Source organism: Couchioplanes caeruleus (assembly GCF_023499255.1).
GTDB lineage: Bacteria > Actinomycetota > Actinomycetes > Mycobacteriales > Micromonosporaceae > Actinoplanes > Actinoplanes caeruleus_A.
Map to the genome: position 1 here is coordinate 3,672,321 of NZ_CP092183.1, position 17,878 is coordinate 3,690,198.

The 17,878-nt window shown below is 74.1% G+C and carries 15 protein-coding genes; 6 read left to right on the forward strand and 9 right to left on the reverse strand.

Annotated elements, in window-relative coordinates:
* Positions 1-68 precede the first annotated feature (68 nt).
* Positions 69-434: a hypothetical protein gene (locus COUCH_RS17000; protein WP_249613062.1), complete on the forward strand. Its 366-nt coding sequence runs from the start codon at positions 69-71 to the stop codon at positions 432-434.
* Here the strand turns inward: COUCH_RS17000 and COUCH_RS17005 are convergent.
* Complete coding sequence (locus COUCH_RS17005) at positions 403-2,595, reverse strand: glycoside hydrolase family 3 protein (RefSeq protein ID WP_249613063.1); 2,193 nt, start codon at positions 2,593-2,595, stop codon at positions 403-405. The two genes, COUCH_RS17000 and COUCH_RS17005, sit on opposite strands and share 32 nt — an antisense overlap.
* A gap of 81 nt (positions 2,596-2,676) precedes the next feature.
* On the opposite strand from COUCH_RS17005, the gene COUCH_RS17010 reads away from it, so the two are divergent.
* Positions 2,677-3,252 carry a TetR/AcrR family transcriptional regulator gene (locus tag COUCH_RS17010; RefSeq protein WP_249613064.1) on the forward strand — a complete coding sequence of 192 codons (576 nt, stop codon included), beginning with the start codon at positions 2,677-2,679 and terminating at the stop codon, positions 3,250-3,252.
* Between the two features lie 38 nt (positions 3,253-3,290).
* Here the strand turns inward: COUCH_RS17010 and COUCH_RS17015 are convergent, their stop codons facing one another.
* A complete protein-coding gene (locus tag COUCH_RS17015) occupies positions 3,291-3,539 on the reverse strand; it encodes a hypothetical protein (protein ID WP_249613065.1) in 249 nt (82 codons plus the stop codon).
* A gap of 80 nt (positions 3,540-3,619) precedes the next feature.
* Here COUCH_RS17015 and COUCH_RS17020 point away from each other — a divergent pair, with 80 nt between their 5' ends.
* Entirely contained in the window at positions 3,620-4,864 is a 1,245-nt protein-coding gene (locus COUCH_RS17020; RefSeq protein ID WP_249613066.1) for a glycosyltransferase, read from the forward strand.
* Positions 4,865-4,866: 2 nt separating this feature from the next.
* On the opposite strand, the gene COUCH_RS17025 is transcribed toward COUCH_RS17020, so the two are convergent.
* From COUCH_RS17025 to COUCH_RS17040, 4 genes are read right to left on the reverse strand one after another with little or no spacing between them, the layout of a single operon-like run.
* On the reverse strand, positions 4,867-6,447 hold the full coding sequence (locus COUCH_RS17025) for a cellulase family glycosylhydrolase (protein WP_249613067.1): 1,581 nt from the start codon (positions 6,445-6,447) through the stop codon (positions 4,867-4,869).
* Between the two features lie 23 nt (positions 6,448-6,470).
* On the reverse strand, positions 6,471-8,702 hold the full coding sequence (locus COUCH_RS17030) for a glycoside hydrolase family 3 N-terminal domain-containing protein (protein ID WP_249613068.1): 2,232 nt from the start codon (positions 8,700-8,702) through the stop codon (positions 6,471-6,473).
* 58 nt (positions 8,703-8,760) lie between these two features.
* Complete coding sequence (locus COUCH_RS17035; protein ID WP_275980113.1) at positions 8,761-9,879, reverse strand: metallophosphoesterase family protein; 1,119 nt, start codon at positions 9,877-9,879, stop codon at positions 8,761-8,763.
* Positions 9,834-10,754, reverse strand: coding sequence for a DMT family transporter (locus tag COUCH_RS17040; RefSeq protein WP_249613069.1), 921 nt, complete (start codon positions 10,752-10,754; stop codon positions 9,834-9,836). Before COUCH_RS17040 ends, COUCH_RS17035 begins: the two co-directional genes overlap by 46 nt.
* Before the next feature lie 54 nt (positions 10,755-10,808).
* On the opposite strand from COUCH_RS17040, the gene COUCH_RS17045 reads away from it, so the two are divergent.
* Positions 10,809-12,209: a PLP-dependent aminotransferase family protein gene (locus COUCH_RS17045; protein ID WP_249613070.1), complete on the forward strand. Its 1,401-nt coding sequence runs from the start codon at positions 10,809-10,811 to the stop codon at positions 12,207-12,209.
* Here the strand turns inward: COUCH_RS17045 and COUCH_RS17050 are convergent.
* On the reverse strand, positions 12,197-14,155 hold the full coding sequence (locus COUCH_RS17050; protein WP_249613071.1) for an acyltransferase family protein: 1,959 nt from the start codon (positions 14,153-14,155) through the stop codon (positions 12,197-12,199). The two genes, COUCH_RS17045 and COUCH_RS17050, sit on opposite strands and share 13 nt — an antisense overlap.
* Positions 14,156-14,211: 56 nt before the next feature.
* Positions 14,212-14,457 (reverse strand): hypothetical protein, encoded by a 246-nt coding sequence (locus COUCH_RS17055; protein WP_249613072.1) that lies wholly within the window; start codon positions 14,455-14,457, stop codon positions 14,212-14,214.
* Positions 14,458-14,676: 219 nt separating this feature from the next.
* Here COUCH_RS17055 and nhaA point away from each other — a divergent pair, with 219 nt between their 5' ends.
* Both nhaA and COUCH_RS17065 read left to right on the forward strand, forming a co-directional pair.
* A complete protein-coding gene (gene nhaA, locus COUCH_RS17060; RefSeq protein ID WP_249613073.1) occupies positions 14,677-15,960 on the forward strand; it encodes a Na+/H+ antiporter NhaA in 1,284 nt (427 codons plus the stop codon).
* 45 nt (positions 15,961-16,005) lie between these two features.
* Positions 16,006-16,452 (forward strand): CBS domain-containing protein, encoded by a 447-nt coding sequence (locus COUCH_RS17065; protein ID WP_249613074.1) that lies wholly within the window; start codon positions 16,006-16,008, stop codon positions 16,450-16,452.
* A gap of 4 nt (positions 16,453-16,456) precedes the next feature.
* On the opposite strand, the gene COUCH_RS17070 is transcribed toward COUCH_RS17065, so the two are convergent.
* The gene (locus COUCH_RS17070; RefSeq protein ID WP_249613075.1) at positions 16,457-17,752 is read right to left on the reverse strand and encodes an ArsB/NhaD family transporter; all 1,296 of its coding nucleotides are present in this window, start codon (positions 17,750-17,752) and stop codon (positions 16,457-16,459) included.
* Positions 17,753-17,878: the final 126 nt, after the last annotated feature.

Sequence of the window (17,878 nt, forward strand, 5' to 3'; positions counted from 1 at the left end):
CCTCGGCTGAGAGCGTCTCTCTCCGCGAGGGGCCGGTCCCGCGGCCCCCATGCGTGAAGGAGTCAGACGTGAAGCGTGTCCTTGCCGGCGTCCTCATCGGTGCGACGGTCCTGCTGTCGAGCGCCTGCGGCAGCCTCGACCGCGGTGAGCACGGTGAGATCAGCTACGAGGTGACCGGCGACGCGGGCACCACCGCCGACATCACCCGGGTCCTGCCCGCCGATGCCGGCGGCACCCCGTCCGTGACGTTCCCGGCTCAAAAGCTGCCGGCGCAGATGCACGCCAGCATCGCCGAGGGGACGTTCGAGGTGCACGCCGTACCGGCCAAGGGCGCCGCCGGCTGCCGCATCGTCGTGGACGGCACCGAGGCCGACAAGCAGACCGGCGCCCCCGGCAAGGAGGTCATCTGCCGGGCCACGGTGAAGAAGCGGTGACGGCGGCCGGGTCGCCCGCGTACGCCGCCGCCTCGATGGTGGCCGTCGGCGCGGCCGGGGCGAAGCCGTCGCCGGTCCAGCGCTGCAGCGGGCGTACCGAGGCGGGGACCGTGACCCGGACGGATCGCCCGGCCGGCACCGCCACGGAGGCGAAACCCAGCAGCACCCGGGCGGGGAAGTCGTCACCGGCGCCGGTGGGCAGCCCGTACAGCTGAACCACGTGCCGCCCGTCGCGCGGCCCGGTGTTGGTGACCGTCACCGTCGCGTCGAACGTCTCGCCCGAGACCGGTCCGGCCTCGAGACCGGACAGCGTGAACGTCGTGTACGACAGCCCGAAACCGAGCGGGAACGCGGCCCGGTGCCCGTCGCGGTCCAGCAGGCGCTGACCGAACCACTTGTCGTACGTGATGGCCGTGGCGTCGCGGTCGAAGAACGGCAGATGATCCTCGGTGGTGGGGATGGAGAACGGCAGCCGCCCCGCGGTGTCGACCTCGCCGAGCAGCACGTCCGCCAGGGCCCGGCCGCCCTCGCAGCCGGAGTACCAGGCCAGCAGCACCGCCGGCGCGGCGTCCCGCCACTCCTCGGTGATCACGGCGCCGGCGGTGACCACCGCGACGACCGTGCGAGGGTTCGCCGCCGCGACAGCTCGGATGATCTCGGCGTCGGCCGGGCGCAGGCGCAGGCTCGCCCGGTCCCCGCCGGCGCCCTGGCTGCCGACGATGCTCAGGTCCGTCCCGGCCTGCTCGGTGAGGCGGCCCAGCAGCTCCTGCCCGGCCGGGCTGTCGTCGGCCGGCGGGAAGAGCGCGAGCAGCGCCGGGTCGGCGAACATGGCCGAGCCGATGTACTCGCCCTCGTCCATCGCGGTGTAGCCGACGACCACCACCGCGACGTCGCTCGCCCGGGCGGCTTCGGCGGCCGCCTCGGGGGAGTCCTCGGCGACGTGACGGATCGTGGCGTGCGGCAGCGCCTCGGTCAGCCCGCGCAGGGGCGTGACGACCTCGGGCGCGCGGACGTCCGACGAGCCGTGGTCGCCGGTGTTGGGCAGGTCCGCCAGCCGGCCGATGACGGCCACCGACGAGACGGCGTCGCGGCGCAGCGGCAGCACCGGTGCACCCGCCACCTGCTCGTTCCTGAGCAGCACCATGCTGCGGGCCGCGACCTCGCGGGCCAGCGCACGGTGCGCGTCGCCGAAGACCTCGCCGAGCGACGGCTCCTCCGGCTCGCGGGTTGCGTAGTGGTGGATCTGGGTACGCAGGATCCGCCGCGCGGCCCGGTCCACGTCGTCCCACGAGGCCCGCCCCTCGGCCAGGTCGGCGCTCAGGTGCCGGGCACGCTGCTGCTGGAACGGCTCCTCGACGTCGAGCCCGGCGCGCAGCGAGGTCGCCGCGTCGCGCAGGCCCCAGATGAAGTCGGAGACGGTGACGCCGGTGAAGCCCCAGCGGCGGCGCAGCACGCCCTCCATGAGGTCCTCGTTCTGACCGGCCCACTCGCCGTTCACCGAGTTGTACGCGGTCATGATGCCGGCCACGCCCTCGTCGACGACCCGGCGGAAGTGCGCCAGGTACACCTCGTGCAGCGTGGCGTCGTCGGCGGTCACGTCCACGGTGAAGCGGGCGTTCTCCATGGAGTTCAGCGCGTAGTGCTTCGCCACGGCCATCGCGTGCCGCTGCACCGACCGGGTGAGCGCCGCGCCGAACTCGCCGAGCAGGACGGGGTCCTCGCCGTACGTCTCCTGGGCGCGGCCCCACGCGGGGTGCCGGGGCAGGTTGATGCAGACGCCGCCGAAGAAGTTGGCGCCCTGCGCGCGCATCTCCCGGCCGATCGCCGTGCCGACCCGCTCCTCCAGCGTGGTGTCCCAGGTCGCACCGCGGGCCATGGACACCGGGAAGGCCGTGGAGGCGCCCATCACCACCCCGCGCGGGCCGTCGGAGAACAGCAGCCCGGGAATACCCAGCCGGTCGACGCGCCCCATCGGGTACGGCGTGCGGTTGTAGCCGTTGCCGAGCATGTCGGCCATCGCGTCCCAGAACGGCAGGTCGCCGTCGAGCAGACCGAGCCGCTCGTCTTCGGTGAGCTGCTGCAGCAGGTCCTCGGCGGCCGTGTCGGGCGAGGCTCCAGCGCGGACGGCGGCGACGGCGGCGGAGAAGGCGCTGGCGGTCATGGGTCTCCCGGGTGCGTTATCTACCAATTGGTAGGTAGGTTAGGCTGTGCGGCACCGCCGAGGCAACCCCTGGAGGGAAACGTGACCGCGTCCGTACGCCGCCGCCTCCCGCCGGCCGAGCGCCGCGAGGAGATCCTCGCCGCCGCGACCGAGCTCATCGCCGTCTCCGGCTTCAACGGCGTCTCGCTGGGCGCGTTCGCCGCGGCGTGCGGCATGACGAAGGCCGGGCTGCTGCACCACTTCCCGTCCAAGGAGCACGTCCTCGTCGGCGTCCTGGAACGCCGCGACGAGCTCGACATCGCCGCCGTCATGGGCGACGCGGACCCGGCTGCGGACGCGGCGACGGCCCGGGCCGCGCTGACCCGCCTGGTGCACCGCAACCTCGGGCAGCAGTCGGTGGTCAAGCTGTACACGGTGCTCAGCGCGGAGGCGCTCGACCCGGCGCACCCGGCGCACGACTATTTCCGGCGGCGTCTGCGGACCAGCCGGGACCGGCTCGAGCGCGAGCTGTTCGCCTGGCATCCGTGGCCCGGGGGAGCGGCGATGGAGCTGCTCGCGTTCCTCGACGGCCTGCAGCTCAACTGGCTGCGCGACCCGGAGGTCGACTTCCTGGCGCAGTGGGAGGCGTTCGCCGACCGGTTCTTCGCCGAAGGCTGAGCGGGGCAGGGCCACCGGCCCGGCCCCGCCGCCTCGATTCAGATCTTGTCGGGGTCGGCGCCCGACGCGCGGGCGTCGGCCTCGGCGTCGTCGGTGCCGACCGGCACGCCGTCGGAGTCACGGGTCGCGTCGTCGAGGTCGGCGTCAGCGCCGGAGCGGACGGCGTCGGCCCGGGCGTCCGCGGCGCCCACGGTGGGGCCGGCGGCCGTCTCCTCGTCGTCGCGGGTCAGGTCGGCTGCGGCGGCTGCGGCGGCGGGGAGCCCGGCAGCCGAGGCGGGGTTGGTCATCGCGGTCTCCTTCCTCTGGGGCTGACGTACCCGCGGCCGGTGCCCGGAAACGGCGCCGCGGGCCCGTAGAGTGGCGCCTGATGCGGATCCTCGTCGTGACAGCGGGTTCGCGCGGCGATGTCGCGCCGTACACCGGGCTGGGGCAGCGGCTGCAGCGGGCGGGTCACCGGGTGGCGGTGGCCGCGCACGACCGCTTCGCCGGTCTCGTCCGTGAGTCCGGGCTGGAGCACCGGCCCCTCCCCGGGGACCCGGTCGAGCTGACCCGCGCCCGCACGGCCGCGCCCGGCCCGCAGGCCGCCCGGTCGGTCTTCGCCGCGTTCCTCGACGAGCTGGGCGAGGGCGTTCTCGCCGCGATGGCCGCCGGCACCGATCTGGTGCTGACCGCGTCCGGCCCGGCGCCGCTGAGCCGGCTCGCCGCCCGGGGCCTCGGCATCCCGAGCGCCGGCGTGTACCTCGCACCGGGGGTTCCGACCCGCGCGTTCCCGCCACCCGGGTGGCCGGGCACCGGGAGCTCCGCGGACAATCTTGCCGCGGGCCGGGAGCTGCTCACCCGCAGCGGCTCGCTCTACGCCGGCGCCCTGCGGCACCTGCAGGTCCGGCTGGGCCTGCCCGCCGCGCCCGGGGCGGGGCCGCCGGACGACTGGCCGGTCTTCCACGGCTTCAGCCCGGCGGTGGTGCCCCGGCCCGCCGACTGGCCGGCGAGCGTGCACGTGACCGGCTACTGGTGGCCGGCCGCGCCGCCGGGATGGCGACCACCGGAGGTGCTGACCGACTTCCTGGCGGCCGGTCCGCCGCCGGTGTTCATCGGGTTCGGCAGCATGACGCCCGAACGCGAAGGGCTGGACGAGGTCGTCGCGGCGGCGGTCGCGCGGGCCGGCGTACGCGCCGTCGTCCAGGCCGGCTGGGCCGGGCTGCGGGTGGCCGGCGGCGACATCCTGATGGTCGGGGAGGTGCCGCACGAATGGCTGTTCCCCCGGACGGCCGCGGTGGTGCATCACGCCGGGGCGGGCACCACGGCGGCCGGGCTGCGCGCGGGCGTACCGGCGGTCCCGGTGCCGGTCCTGGTCGACCAGCCGTTCTGGGCGGACCGGCTGCACCGCCTCGGCGTCGCGCCGGAGCCGCTGCCCCTGGCGGAGCTCACCGCGGACGCCCTGGCCGGCGCGCTCCGGTCCTGCCTCGACCGGCCGGAGCACCGCGACCGGGCCACGGAGCTCGCCCGCCGGATCCGCGCGGAGGACGGCGCCGCCGCGGTGGTGTCCTTCGTGGAACGGCTCGGGGCGCCCCTGCCACCGGCCGGAGCCGGTGGAGGAGACGCCCCGGACTGAGGTCAGGAACAGACCGCCAAGCCGAGCTTGACCGTCGCCGGTGCGGTCGCCGGGCCGTTGGCGGTGAAGCCGATCGTCACCGACGCCCCGGCGGCCAGCGACGTGGCCTGCGCCGGCGCCGCGGCCGTGACCGTGGTGCCGGACTGGGTGACCGTCGCGTTCCAGCCGCTGCCCAGCGTCACCCCGGACGGCCAGGTCCACGTCGACGACCACGGGTTGACCGCCGCCGTGCCGGTGTTCTTCACCGTGAGCGAGCCCTGGAAACCGCCCTGCCACGCGTTGTCCTGCTTGTACGTCGCCGTGCACCCGCCCGTGGGCACGGGCGGGGTGGACGGACCACCGGACGGCGGGGTGCTGCTGCCGCCACCACCCACCGGCGCGATCAGGTACGGCTGCAGAATCGCCTGCTTGGCCGTGTTGATGTTCGTCCAGTCGTCGAGCGCGATCCCGCCGGTGTCACCGGAGTTCGGGTTCCACGACCAGTACGTGAACGACATGCCGCCCGTGCCCGTGCCGGTGTACGCCATCAGCTTCTCGAGCCACACCTTGTCCTCGGGGTTCTGCAGGGTGCTGCCGAACTCGCCCATCATGATCGGGGCGATGTTCTGCTTGTAGAGGTAACCCCAGTAGTGGTCCCAGATGCCCGGCAGGTTGTTCGGGAACGACGGGTCGTCGAACCACGTCTGCCGGTACACCGACGTGGCGTACTCGTGCGGGGAGTAGACCAGCCGGTTGGCCACGCTCAGGCGGACCGGGAACTGGCCGGCCTTGGAGAGGTTGCCGCCCCACCAGCCGCAGTCCTCGTCGTTGCTGGTGTCGTTGTCCCAGACGTTCGAGAGCCCGCCGCTGGGGCAGCTCACGCCCTCCACGAAGATCAGCCAGTTCGGCTGCACCGAGAGGATCGCGTTGCCGGCGCGCTCGGCGGCGAGCCGCCAGTCGCGGGCCGTGTCGCCGCAGCCCCAGCAGGAGCCGGTGGCGGCCGGGTTGGTGCCCTCGGCGTGCGGCTCGTTGTGCAGGTCGGCGCCGATCACCGTGGTGTTGCCGGCGTACCGGCGGGCGAGCATCTGCCAGTTGCTGATCCAGGTCGACTCGGGTACGGCCGAGGTGTACCAGAGCGCGGTCTGGCCGGCGGCGGTCGGGCGGTGCCGGTCCAGGATGATGCGCATGCCCTTGCTGCCGGCGTACGCGACGACCTTGTCCAGGATCTGCAGCGGCGACAGGCCGACCAGGTCGGGGTTGACGAAGTCGTTGATGCCGCTCGCGGTGGCGCCCGCCTTGAGCGCGTCGTCGGAGAAGGGCACGCGCAGCGTGTTGTAGCCGAGCCGGGCCATGGTGTCGAGCTGCGAGCGCCACGGGTTGCTCGACCACAGACCGTGGAAGGTCTTGTTGTCGGTCTCCATGCCGAACCAGTTGATGCCGGTGATGCGGACCGTCGTGCCGGTGCTGTCGACGATCTTGTTGCCGTCGGTGTGCAGGTAGCCGGTGCCCGTGCCGGCCGCCGAGGCGGACGACGCGGTCACGGCCAGGCCGCCGGCCACCAGCGCGGCGGCCGAGAGGATGGCGGCGAGTTTCTTGCGGACCATGCGGACTCCGATTTCCGTGGGGGTCAGCTCGCCTGGCAGGCGAGGCCGTTGAGGGAGAAGGACGCCGGACGGGGGTTGCTGCCGGTGAGGCTTGCGCTGAAGCCGAAGGTGGTGGTCGCGCCGGGCGCCAGCGAGGCGTTCCACGTCTCGCCGACCGCGGTGACGGCGGTTCCCGACTGCGTGACCCGCGCCGACCACGACTGCGTGACCTTCTGGCCGCCGCCGTAGGTCCACTGCAGGGACCAGGGGTTCAGGGCGGTGGTGCCGGTGTTGGTCACCGAGACGTTGGCGGTGAAGCCGCTGCTCCAGTCGTCGGTCGCGTAGGAGACCCGGCAGGACCCGGTGCCGGTCGGCGGGGGCGGCGGCGGGGTGGTGGTGCCGTCGTAGGTCAGCCCGTACCCGTACGCGAACAGCGGCGTCTTGCCGTCCCCGTCGTTGATCGGCTGCTGGCTCGCCGACTGCATCCACGTCATCGGCAGCTTGCCGGTGGGCGCGTAGTCGCCGAAGAGCACATCGGACACCCCGGCGCCCTCGCTGCCCGGCAGCCACGCTGCCACCAGCGCATTCCAGTTGCCGAGCTCCGAGGCGATGTCCAGCGGGCGTCCGGAGACCAGCACCACGATCACGGGTACGCCGGAAGCCCGCAGCCGCGACAGCGTGGCGAGGTCGGTCGAGTCGAGGCTCAGCGAGCCGGTCCGGTCACCCTGGCCCTCGGCGTACGGCGTCTCGCCGACCACCGCGATCGCCGCCCGGTACGTGCCGTCGATGCCCGAGCCGTCGCGGCTGTAGGTGACCGTGGACTGCGAGCCGACCGCCGAGCGGATGCCCTGCAGGATCGACGTGCCGGTGATCGTGTTGCCGCTCGCGCCCTGCCAGGTCAGCGTCCAGCCGCCGCTCTGGTTGCCCAGGTCGTCCGCGCTCTTGCCGGCCACGAAGAGCTTGCCGCCCGCCTTGGCCAGCGGCAGGACGCCGCCCTGGTTCTTCAGCAGCACCTGCGATTCGCGGACGGCCTGACGGGCCAGGGTGCGGTGGGCGGCGCTGCCGATCGTCGAGGCGTACGTGCGGTCGGCGTACGGGTGCTCGAAGAGTCCGAGCTCGAACTTCTTCGTGAGGATCCGGCGGTTGGCGTCGTCGATGCGCGACTGGGGGATCTGGCCGGACTGCACGGCCGCGCGCAGGTAGCCGACGAACGTCTTCCAGTCGACCGGCACCATGAGCATGTCGAGCCCGGCGTTGACCGCGGTGACCACCTCGGCCTGGGTGAAGCCGGTGCGGCCGTCGAGCTGGTCGACCGCCGCCCAGTCCGAGACGGTGAACCCGGTGAACCCGAGCTCGCCCTTGAGCACGTCGGTGATCAGGTACTTGTTGCCGTGCATCTTGGCGCCGTTGACGCTGCTGAACGAGATCATGATCGAGCCGACCCCGCGCCGGACGGCCTCGGCGAACGGCGGCAGGTGGATCGCGCGCAGCTCGGCCTCGCTGAGCTGGGTGTCGCCCTGGTCGACGCCGTTGGTGGTGCCGCCGTCGCCGACGTAGTGCTTGGCGGTGGCCAGCACGGACGCCGGCCCGTCGAGCCGGTCGCCCTGCAGGCCGTCGATCACGGTGGTCATCGAGGAGACGAGGTCGGGCTTCTCGCCGTACGACTCGTACGTGCGGCCCCAGCGGTCGTTGCGGGCCACGCAGACGCAGGGGGCGAACGTCCAGTCCTGCCCGGCGCCGGTGACCTCCTCGGCGGTGGCCCGGCCGATGCGCTCGGCGAGTTCGGGATCGCGGGTCGCGCCGAGGCCGATGTTGTGCGGGAAGATCGTCGCGCCGGCCACGTTGTTGTTGCCGTGCACCGCGTCGATGCCGTAGATCATCGGGATCTGCAGGGGCGTGGCGAGCGCGCCGCGCTGCAGGGAGTCGTAGAGGTCGGCCCAGCCGGCCGGGCTGTTCGGCGTGGGCGCGGAGCCGCCGCCGGAGAGCACCGAGCCCAGCCGGTACGTGGTCAGGTCGCCGGGGGAGACCACCCCGCGCTCGGCCTGGACCATCTGGCCGACCTTGTCGTCGAGCGTCATCCGGCCCAGCAGGTCGGTGACGCGCTGGGCGACCGGCAGGGTGGGGTCCTGGTACGGCAGGACGGCGGCGGCGAGGCGGGGTTCCGGTTCCGGGGCGGCCGCGAATCCGGCCGCGACCATGGTGGCGGCGGCCAGGCCGGCGAGCAGGGCACGCACGATCGCGCTCCTCACGAGGGGTGGCGGTGCAGTGACGCTCATCGTTACATGGGAGCGCTCCCATGACAACGAGATGTCAGAACTGTTTCGCCCCGGCTCCTCAGTGGCAGGTGCCCGTGCCGGAATCGGTGAACGAGCCGCCCGCCACGTGCAGGAAGTCCCAGCGGTACCAGCCCGGGCGCAGGGTCAGCCGCAGGACGCCGAACGTCTTGTGGTCGCGCCGCTCGCTGTTCGCCGCGACCTTGCCGAACGGGTACAGCGCCGCGCCGCCGGTGCCCACCACGAACTCCCGGATCCCGTGCGCGGTGTCCCGGCGGCCGCCGGGGGTCTGCGGGGCGAACCGCTCGTACACGTGGTTGTGGCCCGCCAGCAGCAGCTCCACGCCGGCGTCGTACAGCGCCTGGACCAGCGGGCGTGTCTCGGTGGCCGGGGGATGGGTGGCCGCCGAGGTGAACAGCGGGTGGTGCACCATCGCGGCCGTGCACGCCGTCTTGTGCGCGGCCAGGTCGGCGCGCAGCCAGTGCTCCTGCGCCGAGCCACGCCCGCAACCGCCGGGAACCGACGAGCAGCTGGTGTTCAGCACGACCACGTGCCAGGCGCCGGCCTCGTACGAGCAATAGCCCTTGCCCCGCGGCCCGGCGGCGGCGCCGAAGTAGTCGAAGTACGGGGTCGCGTTCCGGCTGCTGTGGTACTCGTGGTTGCCCACGGCGGGCCGGGTCCGCGCCTTCACCCGGCCCCACGCGGGCCCGTAGCACGTCGCGAAGTTCGACCGGCTCCCGTCCGGGTACGCGTTGTCCCCCAGCGTGAAGACCGTGCCGGGGAAGCGCTGCAGGACCGCGAGGGTCCTGCTGTCCCCGGTGCCGTCGCAGGTCGCGATGTCGCCGGCGCCGATCAGGACGGCCGGCGCGGCCGACGCCTGGGAAGCCCTGGTGGCCTCCGCCCGGGCGGCGTTTGAGCCCGGTTCGGCGGGCGAGCCCGGCCCGGCATTTGAGCCCGGTTCGGCGGGCGAGCCCGGCCCGGCATTTGAGCCCGGTTCGGCGGGCGAGCCCGGCCCGGCATTTGAGCCCGGTTCGGCGGGCGAGCCCGGTCCGGTGGGCGAACCTGTGTGCGTGGCCGGCCGGGTCGGTTGCGCGGCCGGCCGCGCCGGGGCGGCGCCGCCCGTCGTGCAGCCGGTCAGAGTGCCCGTGAGCAGCGCTGCAAGGAGCCATCGGAGTCGCACGGGCGTGGCATTCCCCCGCGCACCCCTACAAAACGCCGGGTCACCCCCACGGTGCGGCTGCGCTGGGTCAGCACCACGCAGACCAGCACGATCAGCGCCACCCCGAGCGCGGCCGGCGTCACCGTCTCGCCGAGCAGCAGCGCCGACCACAGCAGCGTGAGGACCGGCTGGGCGAGCTGGATCTGCCCGACCCGCGCGATGCCGCCCCGGGCCAGTCCCGCGTACCAGGCGAAGAAGCCCAGGAACATCGAGACCACGGTGAGATATCCGTACGCCGTCCACGCCGGGGCGCCGGCCCGGGGCGGGTGAGCCACCGCCGTCGCGAGCGTGACCGGCACGGTGACCGGCAGGGAGAGCAGGAGCGCCCAGCAGATCGTCCGGGCGCCGCCCAGGTCGCGGGCGAGCGAGCCGCCCTCGGCGTACCCGAGGGCGCAGAGCAGCACCGCCGCCACCAGGTAGAGGTCCGCGACCGACCGGCCGCCGTGCACACCGCCGCTGACGATCAGGAAGGCGAGCACCGCCCCGAGTCCGCCGAGGCTGGCCACCCAGAACAGCACGGGAGGCCGCTCACCGCCGCGCAGCACCGCGAACATGGCCGTCATCGCGGGCAGCACGGCGACGACGATCGCGCCGTGCGCCGACGTCTGCGTGCTCAGCGCCAGCGACGTGAACAGCGGGAAGCCGGCGACGACGCCGAGCGCGACGACCGCCAGCCGCCGGACCTGGCTCCGGCTGGGCCGCGGTGCGCCGGTGACACCGAGGTACGCCGCCGCGAGCAGCGCCGCCCCGACAGCCCGGCCGAAGGCCACGAACCACGGGTCGAGATCGTGCACGGCGACCCGGGTGGCCGGCAGCGACATGCTGAACGCCAGCACGCCCAGCGCCCCCGCCGTTATCGCTCCAGGGTCAGTAGCGCTACTCTGCTTCTCATGGACAACGGTAGCGCCACGGACCGCGTTATCCAAGATCTGCGTGCGCTCGCCGCGGCCGCCGACCCCGGCACGCGGTTGCCGTCGATGCGCGAGCTGACCGCCCGGCACCACGCCTCCCCGGTCACCGTGGCCGAGGCCGTACGGCAGCTCGCGGCGCAGGGCCTGATCGAGGCGCGTCCCGGCAGGGGCACGTTCGTGGCGCCCCGGCCGGACCACGGTCACGCGGCCGACCTGTCCTGGCAGACCGTGGCGCTCGGGCCGCGCCTGCCGGGGGAGGAGGAGATGCAGGCGCTCCTCGCCCTGCCGCGGCCGGGTGCCATCGCGCTCTCCGGCGGCTACCTCGACGCCGACCTGCAGCCCGCGGCGGCGCTCGGTGCGGCGCTGGCCCGGGCCGCGCGGCAGCCCGCGTCGTGGCACCGCGGACCGGCCGAGGGGCGCGAGGACCTGCGGGCCTGGTTCGCCCGTGAGGCCGGGGGCGGGCTGCGCGCCGAGGACTTCGTGATCTGCCCCGGCGGTCAGGCGGCGCTGTCGTCGGCGCTGCGGGCCCTCGCCGGCCCCGGCGACACGCTGCTCGTGGAGTCGCCGACGTACCTGGGGGCGCTCGCTGCGGCGCGGGCCGCCGGGCTGCGGGTGGTACCCGTTCCCGCCGACGCCGGCGGGGTGCTGCCCGGCCAGCTCGCGGCGGCGTTCGCCCGTACCGGCGCGCGGCTCTTCTACTGCCAGCCGCTGCACGCCAACCCGACCGGCGCGACGCTCGCGTCCGCCCGCCGGCCCGAGGTGGCCGCCGCCGTCCGCGACGCCGGCGCGTTCCTGATCGAGGACGACTACGCGCGCGACCTCACCGTCGACGGCGAGGCGCCGCCCCCGCTCGCCGCCGGCGACCCCGACGGGCACGTCGTGCACCTGCGGTCGCTCACCAAGTCCGCCGCTCCCGGCCTGCGCGTCGCCGCGATCGGGGCCCGCGGACCGGCCGGCGCCCGGCTGCGCGCGGCCCGGCTGCTCGACGACTTCTTCGTGGCGGGCCCGCTGCAGCAGGCCACGCTGGAGTTCGTCACCGCGCCGGCCTGGTCGCGGCATCGGCGCGGGCTGCGGACGGCGCTGCGGGCCCGGCGCGAGGCGCTGCTCGCGGCGCTGCACCGGCACCTGCCGGAGCTCGTCCCGGGTACGGTCCCGCGCGGCGGCCTGCACCTGTGGTGCCCGCTGCCCGGCGGTACGGACGACGTGGCGCTCGCCGCCGCGGCCGCCGCGGAAGGCGTGATCGTGTTCCCCGGCCGGCCCTGGTACGCGGGCGAACCCCCGGCACCGCACCTGCGCCTCACGTACGCGGCCGCGGCACCCGACCTCATGGACGAGGCCGTCCGCCGCCTCGCCCGCGCCCTGCACGGTCAGGAGCGGTAAGTCCCGTTCGCGACCGCCGCCAGCCTCGGCAACAGCCAGGGCGCGATGATCCGCTGGACACCCGACGGCGTGTAGTGCAGGCCGTCGCTGCGGATCCGAAGGCCATGGACCCGCCACGTGAACCGGCCGTCCGGGCAGACCACCGCGTTGAGGTCCAGCACGGTCACCCGGCCGGGATGCCTCGCCGCCGCGGCGCGCAGCAAGCCGTTCCAGGCGTCCACCCGTGACGGCTGGTCCTCCGGATAGAGGCTTCCGTCGGGCCGTTCCGCACGCCGCGTGTACGCCGCGGTCAGCAGCACGACCGCCGCCCCGCGCGAGCCCGCGATGCCGATCGCCTTCTCCAGCTGCGCCGTCAGGTACCCGTCGTACGCCGGGTCGCCGACGTGCTGGTACCGCCCCTGGTAACGGCGGTCCATCAGCTCCCAGCGGTTCAGCTCGATCACGGCGACGTCGGGATCGTCCCGGTCGACGCCGCGCTGCCACCGCCGCTGCCACGACGTGCAGCCGGGGTAGTTGGTGTGCGGCGTACCGAGCTGCAGGATGTCCGGCAGGGTCGCGATGCCGCAGCCCTGGATCGCGCGCGTGCTGGTCCACATGCCCGGGTGCTCCGGCAGGTACGTCCCGATCACCCAGGACACCGAGTCGCCGAAGAACGTGATCCGCGGCTCCCGCCGGGGAACGGCCCGGGTCCGGTGAGGACGGTTGACCGGGGCGCGCCGCGAGGTCACGCTCGGCGCGGTGATGACCACCGGGGCCGCGCCGGCGGGCGTGGGCTGCGGCGGGGGTGCGGTGGCGACGGCGATGGCTCCGGCGAGCAGCGCGAAGGCCCCCACCGTGACCGCACCCGGCACGCGGCGGGGGAGCAGACGGCCGAGGGCGCCGTGCCGGATCGGCTGCTCGACGAGGTGGTGACTGAGGACGGCCAGGGCGAGGGTGGCCGTCAGCCGTACGCCCAGCAACGGCAGGCGGGACAGTCCGGTGGCGTCCGCGGTGACGAAGGTGAACAGGGGCCAGTGCCACAGGTAGACGCCGTACGAGATCCGGCCCAGCCAGGCCAGCGGCGCCCAGCCGAGCATCCGGGCCATCGGGGCACCCGGGCTGAGCATGACGTGCGCGACAACCGCCGCGGTGGCCAGCGCGGCGACGGTCAGGCCGCCCCGGTACATCCAGGACGCGTATTCGGACGCGACCTGCCACAGCCAGGCGGTGACCGCGACGCCCGAGACGGCCAGCGCCCCTACCGCGGTACGGGCGGCCCGCCCGGCCGCGCGCCCGCTCAGCAGCGCTGCCAGGCCGGCGCCGATGAGCAATGCCTGTGCGCGGGTGTCGGTGCCGTAGTAGGCGCGCCCGATGGCGTCCGGGTCGAACAGCCGGCCGCAGACCACCTGCGACGCCGCGGCTCCGGCGAAGCAGAGCGCCGCCAGAGCCGTACGGGCGTGGCGGGCGGTGAGCCACGCCGCCAGTCCCGCCACGACGAGCGGCCACAGCAGATAGAACTGCTCCTCGATGCCGAGCGACCACATGTGCTGCAGCGGCGAGGGCGCGGCGGTCGCTGCCGCGTAACCGGTGCCGCGGAAGATCATCCGCCAGTTGGCGACGTACGCGAGGGCGGCGTACGCGTCCCCTCGCACCAGCCTGAGGTCGTCGCCGTCGAGCCGGTATCGTGCGGCGACGACCGTGGCGAGCAGGACGAGCAGCAGGGCCGGGAGCAGGCGGCGCGCCCGGCGTACCCAGAAGGCCGGGAGGCGGATCCGGCCGGTCCGGGCCCGCTCGGCCAGCAGGAGTGACGTGATGAGGAATCCGGAGAGGACGAAGAAGGCGTCCACGCCGAGGAAGCCGCCGCGGACGCCGCCGATCCCGGCGTGGAAGAGCACGACCGCGGTGACCGCCAGGGCGCGGACGCCGTCCAAGGCGCGGCTGTGGCTGAACGTGGTCTGCTCCGGCACCGGCACACCCCCGGTTCCTGTGGCGCGACCGTGCGGTCACGCAACGGAGCGCGGGTCTACCCGCTTCCGGACGGTTCGAACCTCCGGATCGTGCGGCGCGCCCATCGCATGCGGCGGACCGCGGTGTCCGGGTGCTCGCCGAACTCGTACGCCATCCGGGCCGCGCACTCGCACGGCCCGTCGTCGCGCAGGAGCGTGGCGACGGTCCGGTCGATCATCTCCGGGGTGGTGGGGTCGGAGGCCTGCAGGTGGGAGGCGAACAGTGCCTCGGCGCGCAGGATCTCGTCGGGAACCGGGTACATGAGGATCTCCTGAAGAAGGTGTGATCGCGTGGCCGGTCGCAGGGCCACCGAGAGCACAACGGCCCGCCGCGGTCCCACAATCCGGACCGGCCGGTGACGGCGGGCACACCGTCCGGACGGAATCCCGGGACGATCGGCCGCCGACGGATAGGATGGGCGGCGGTGCGCCGGGAAGTCTGGTCGGCAGATGGATCGACCGACCCCGGAAACGGAGCTCCCATGGCCGCCGCGCCCCCGCAGACCCCGAACGTCCTCGGCCGCGGCTCGTGGCCCGAGGCGCGTCGCATCGCCGACGTCCTGCGCAAGGAGACCATCGGCGGGCTGCTGCTGCTCGCCGGTGCCGTCCTCGCGCTGGTCTGGGCCAACTCGCCGTGGGGCGACAGCTACGAGGCGATGCGCGGCTTCACGGTCGGGCCGTCCGCGCTGCACCTCGACCTCTCGCTTGCCACCTGGGCGGCCGACGGGCTTCTGGCCGTCTTCTTCTTCGTCGCCGGCCTGGAACTCAAACGCGAGTTCGTCGCCGGCGACCTGCGCGACCCGCGCCGCGCGGCGGTCCCCGTCGCCGCCGCGGTGGGCGGCGTCATCGTGCCGGCGCTGATCTACGCGGCGATCAACGCCGGTGGTGCGGTCCGCGGCTGGGCGATCCCGACCGCCACCGACATCGCGTTCGCCCTCGCCGTGCTCGCGGTGGTGGGGCGCTTCCTGCCCGCGGCGCTGCGCACGTTCCTGCTGACCCTGGCGGTGGTCGACGACCTGCTGGCGATCGTCATCATCGCCGTGTTCTACACCTCCGGCCTGGCGGTGCTGCCGCTGCTGGCGGCCCTGGTCCCGCTCGCCCTGTTCACCGTGCTCGTGCAGCGGCGGGTGCGGTCCTGGTGGCTGCTGCTGCCGCTGGCCTTCGCCGCCTGGACGCTGGTGCACGCGTCCGGGGTGCACGCGACCGTCGCCGGGGTGCTGCTCGGCTTCGCCGTGCCGGTGGTGCGCCGCAGCCCCGGCGAGGGCCCGGGCCTCGCCGAGCACTTCGAGCACCGGTTCCGGCCGATCTCCGCCGGGCTGGCGGTGCCGGTCTTCGCGCTGATGTCGGCGGGCGTCGCGCTGGGCGGCGCCCGCGGGCTCGCGTCCGCGCTCGGCGACCCGGTCGCGCTCGGCGTGGTCGCCGGGCTTGTGGTCGGCAAGCCGATCGGCATCACGCTGGCGACCTGGCTCACGGCCCGCTTCACCCGGGCCCGCCTCGACGCCGGCCTGGCCTGGATCGACGTCGTCGGGCTCGCCCTGCTCGGCGGGATCGGGTTCACGGTCTCCCTGCTGATCGGCGAGCTCGCGTTCGGGGTCGGCACCGAGGGGGAGGACCACGTGAAGGTCGCGGTGCTGACCGGCTCGCTGCTCGCGGCCCTGCTCGCGACGGTCGTCCTGCGCCTGCGCAACCGCACGTACCGCAGGATCTGCGCCGAGGAGCAGGTCGACCGCGACCGCGACGACATCCCCGACGTCTACCAGAGCTGACGCCGCCGCGGCCTGCGTACGCTGGCAGCATGCGAGGAGGCAGCCGTGCGCGCGGGTGAGATCGCGGCCCCGATGAGCACGGTCGCCGAGGATCTCCCGGCCAGAGAGGCGGCCCGGGTACTCGCGGCGCAGGACCTGCCCGGCCTGATCGTCGTGGACGCGCGGGGCCGCCCGCTCACCGTCCTGGCCGGAACGCAGGTGCTGCGCATGGCGCTGCCGGCGTACTGCCAGGACGATCCGGCGCTGGCCCGGGTGATCGACGAGGCGGCCGCCGACGTGATCCTGGAGGGCATCGGCGAGCGCACCGTCGCGGACCTGCTGCCCCGCAACCGGCCGGAGCTGCCGGTGGTGCGCGCCGACGCCACGATGCTCGAGGTGGCGTCGGTGATGGCGCGCTCGGGCGTACCGCTCGTCGCGGTGGTGGACGAGCAGCGGGTGATGACCGGCGCGATCACCCTGGACGGGCTGCTCGACCGGATGCTCGGCACCTGACCGCTCAGAACCCGAAGAACCGCAGCCACAGGTACGGCACCGCCAGCGCCACCGAGATCACGGTGACGATCAGGCCGTACTTCGTGAAGCCCCAGAACGAGATGCGGTGGCCGGCGCGCTGGGCGAGCCCGAGCACCACGACGTTGGCGGAGGCCCCCACGGCGGTGGCGTTGCCGCCCAGGTCGGCGCCGAGCGCGAGCGCCCACCAGAGCACCTGGGCCCGGTCGTTGCCACCGGCCGCGTGCACCATCTCGGCCACGATCGGGCTCATCGTCGCGACGTACGGAATGTTGTCGACGATCGCGGAGAGCGCGGCGGACGCCCACAGCAGCAGCATCGTGGCCGGCCACAGCCGGCCGCCCACCGCGCCGGTGGCCGCCCGGGCCAGCTCGTCGATCACCCCGGTGGTGACCAGCGCGCCGACCATGACGAACAGCCCGGCGAAGAAGATCAGCGTCGGCCATTCCACGTCCCGGGCGACCTCGGCCGGGTCGAGGCGGGACAGCGCGAGCAGCAGCAGGCCGCCGAGCAGCGCCACGACCGACGGCTCCAGGCCCAGCACGGTGTGCAGGCCGAACGCCGCGAGCACGGCCGCGAGCACCGACAGGCTGAGCACCACCAGGCGCGGCTCCCGGATCGCGTCGCGTTCCCGCAGCGCCATGACCCGCTCGACCCGCGCGGCGTCGTAGCGGAACGCGCGCCGGAACATGATCCGGCACAGGAGCACCAGGACGACGAGCACCAGCGCGATGAACGGCGCCAGCACCGACAGGAACGCGTTGAAGGTCAGCCCGGAGCGGCTCGCGATGATGATGTTCGGCGGGTCGCCGACCAGGGTGGCCGTACCGCCGATGTTGGAGGCCAGCACCTCGGCGATGAGGAACGGCACCGGCGGCACGCCCAGCCGGTCACAGACCAGCAGCGTCACGGGCGCCACGAGCAGCACCGTGGTGACGTTGTCCAGGGCCGCCGACACCACCCCGGTGACCAGCACGAACGTGACCATGATCGGGAACGGGCGGCCGCGCGCCTTCTTGGCCGCCCAGATGGCGACGTACTCGAACAGGCCCGTGCGCTTGAGCACCCCGACGATCAGCATCATGCCGAGCAGCAGGAACACGACGTTCCAGTCGATCCCCGACTCCTCGGAGAAGAACGCGTGCGCCGCGTCGGTGGCGCCGATCGCCAGCATGACCGCCGCGCCGCTCACCGCGACGACCACCCGGTCGACCTTCTCGGTGGCGATCAGCACGTACGCGGTCACGAACACGGCCACCGCGATCCAGGCGAGCGTGCCCATGTGTCTCCCGGAGCTGGTCAGCCGTCATCGATCGCCGACCAGACTTCCCGGCACACCCGCGCTCAACGTAGCAGCCGGCCGGCCCCGGCGCCGTTTGAAGCGGCCGCGGCACGGGCACGTCGATCA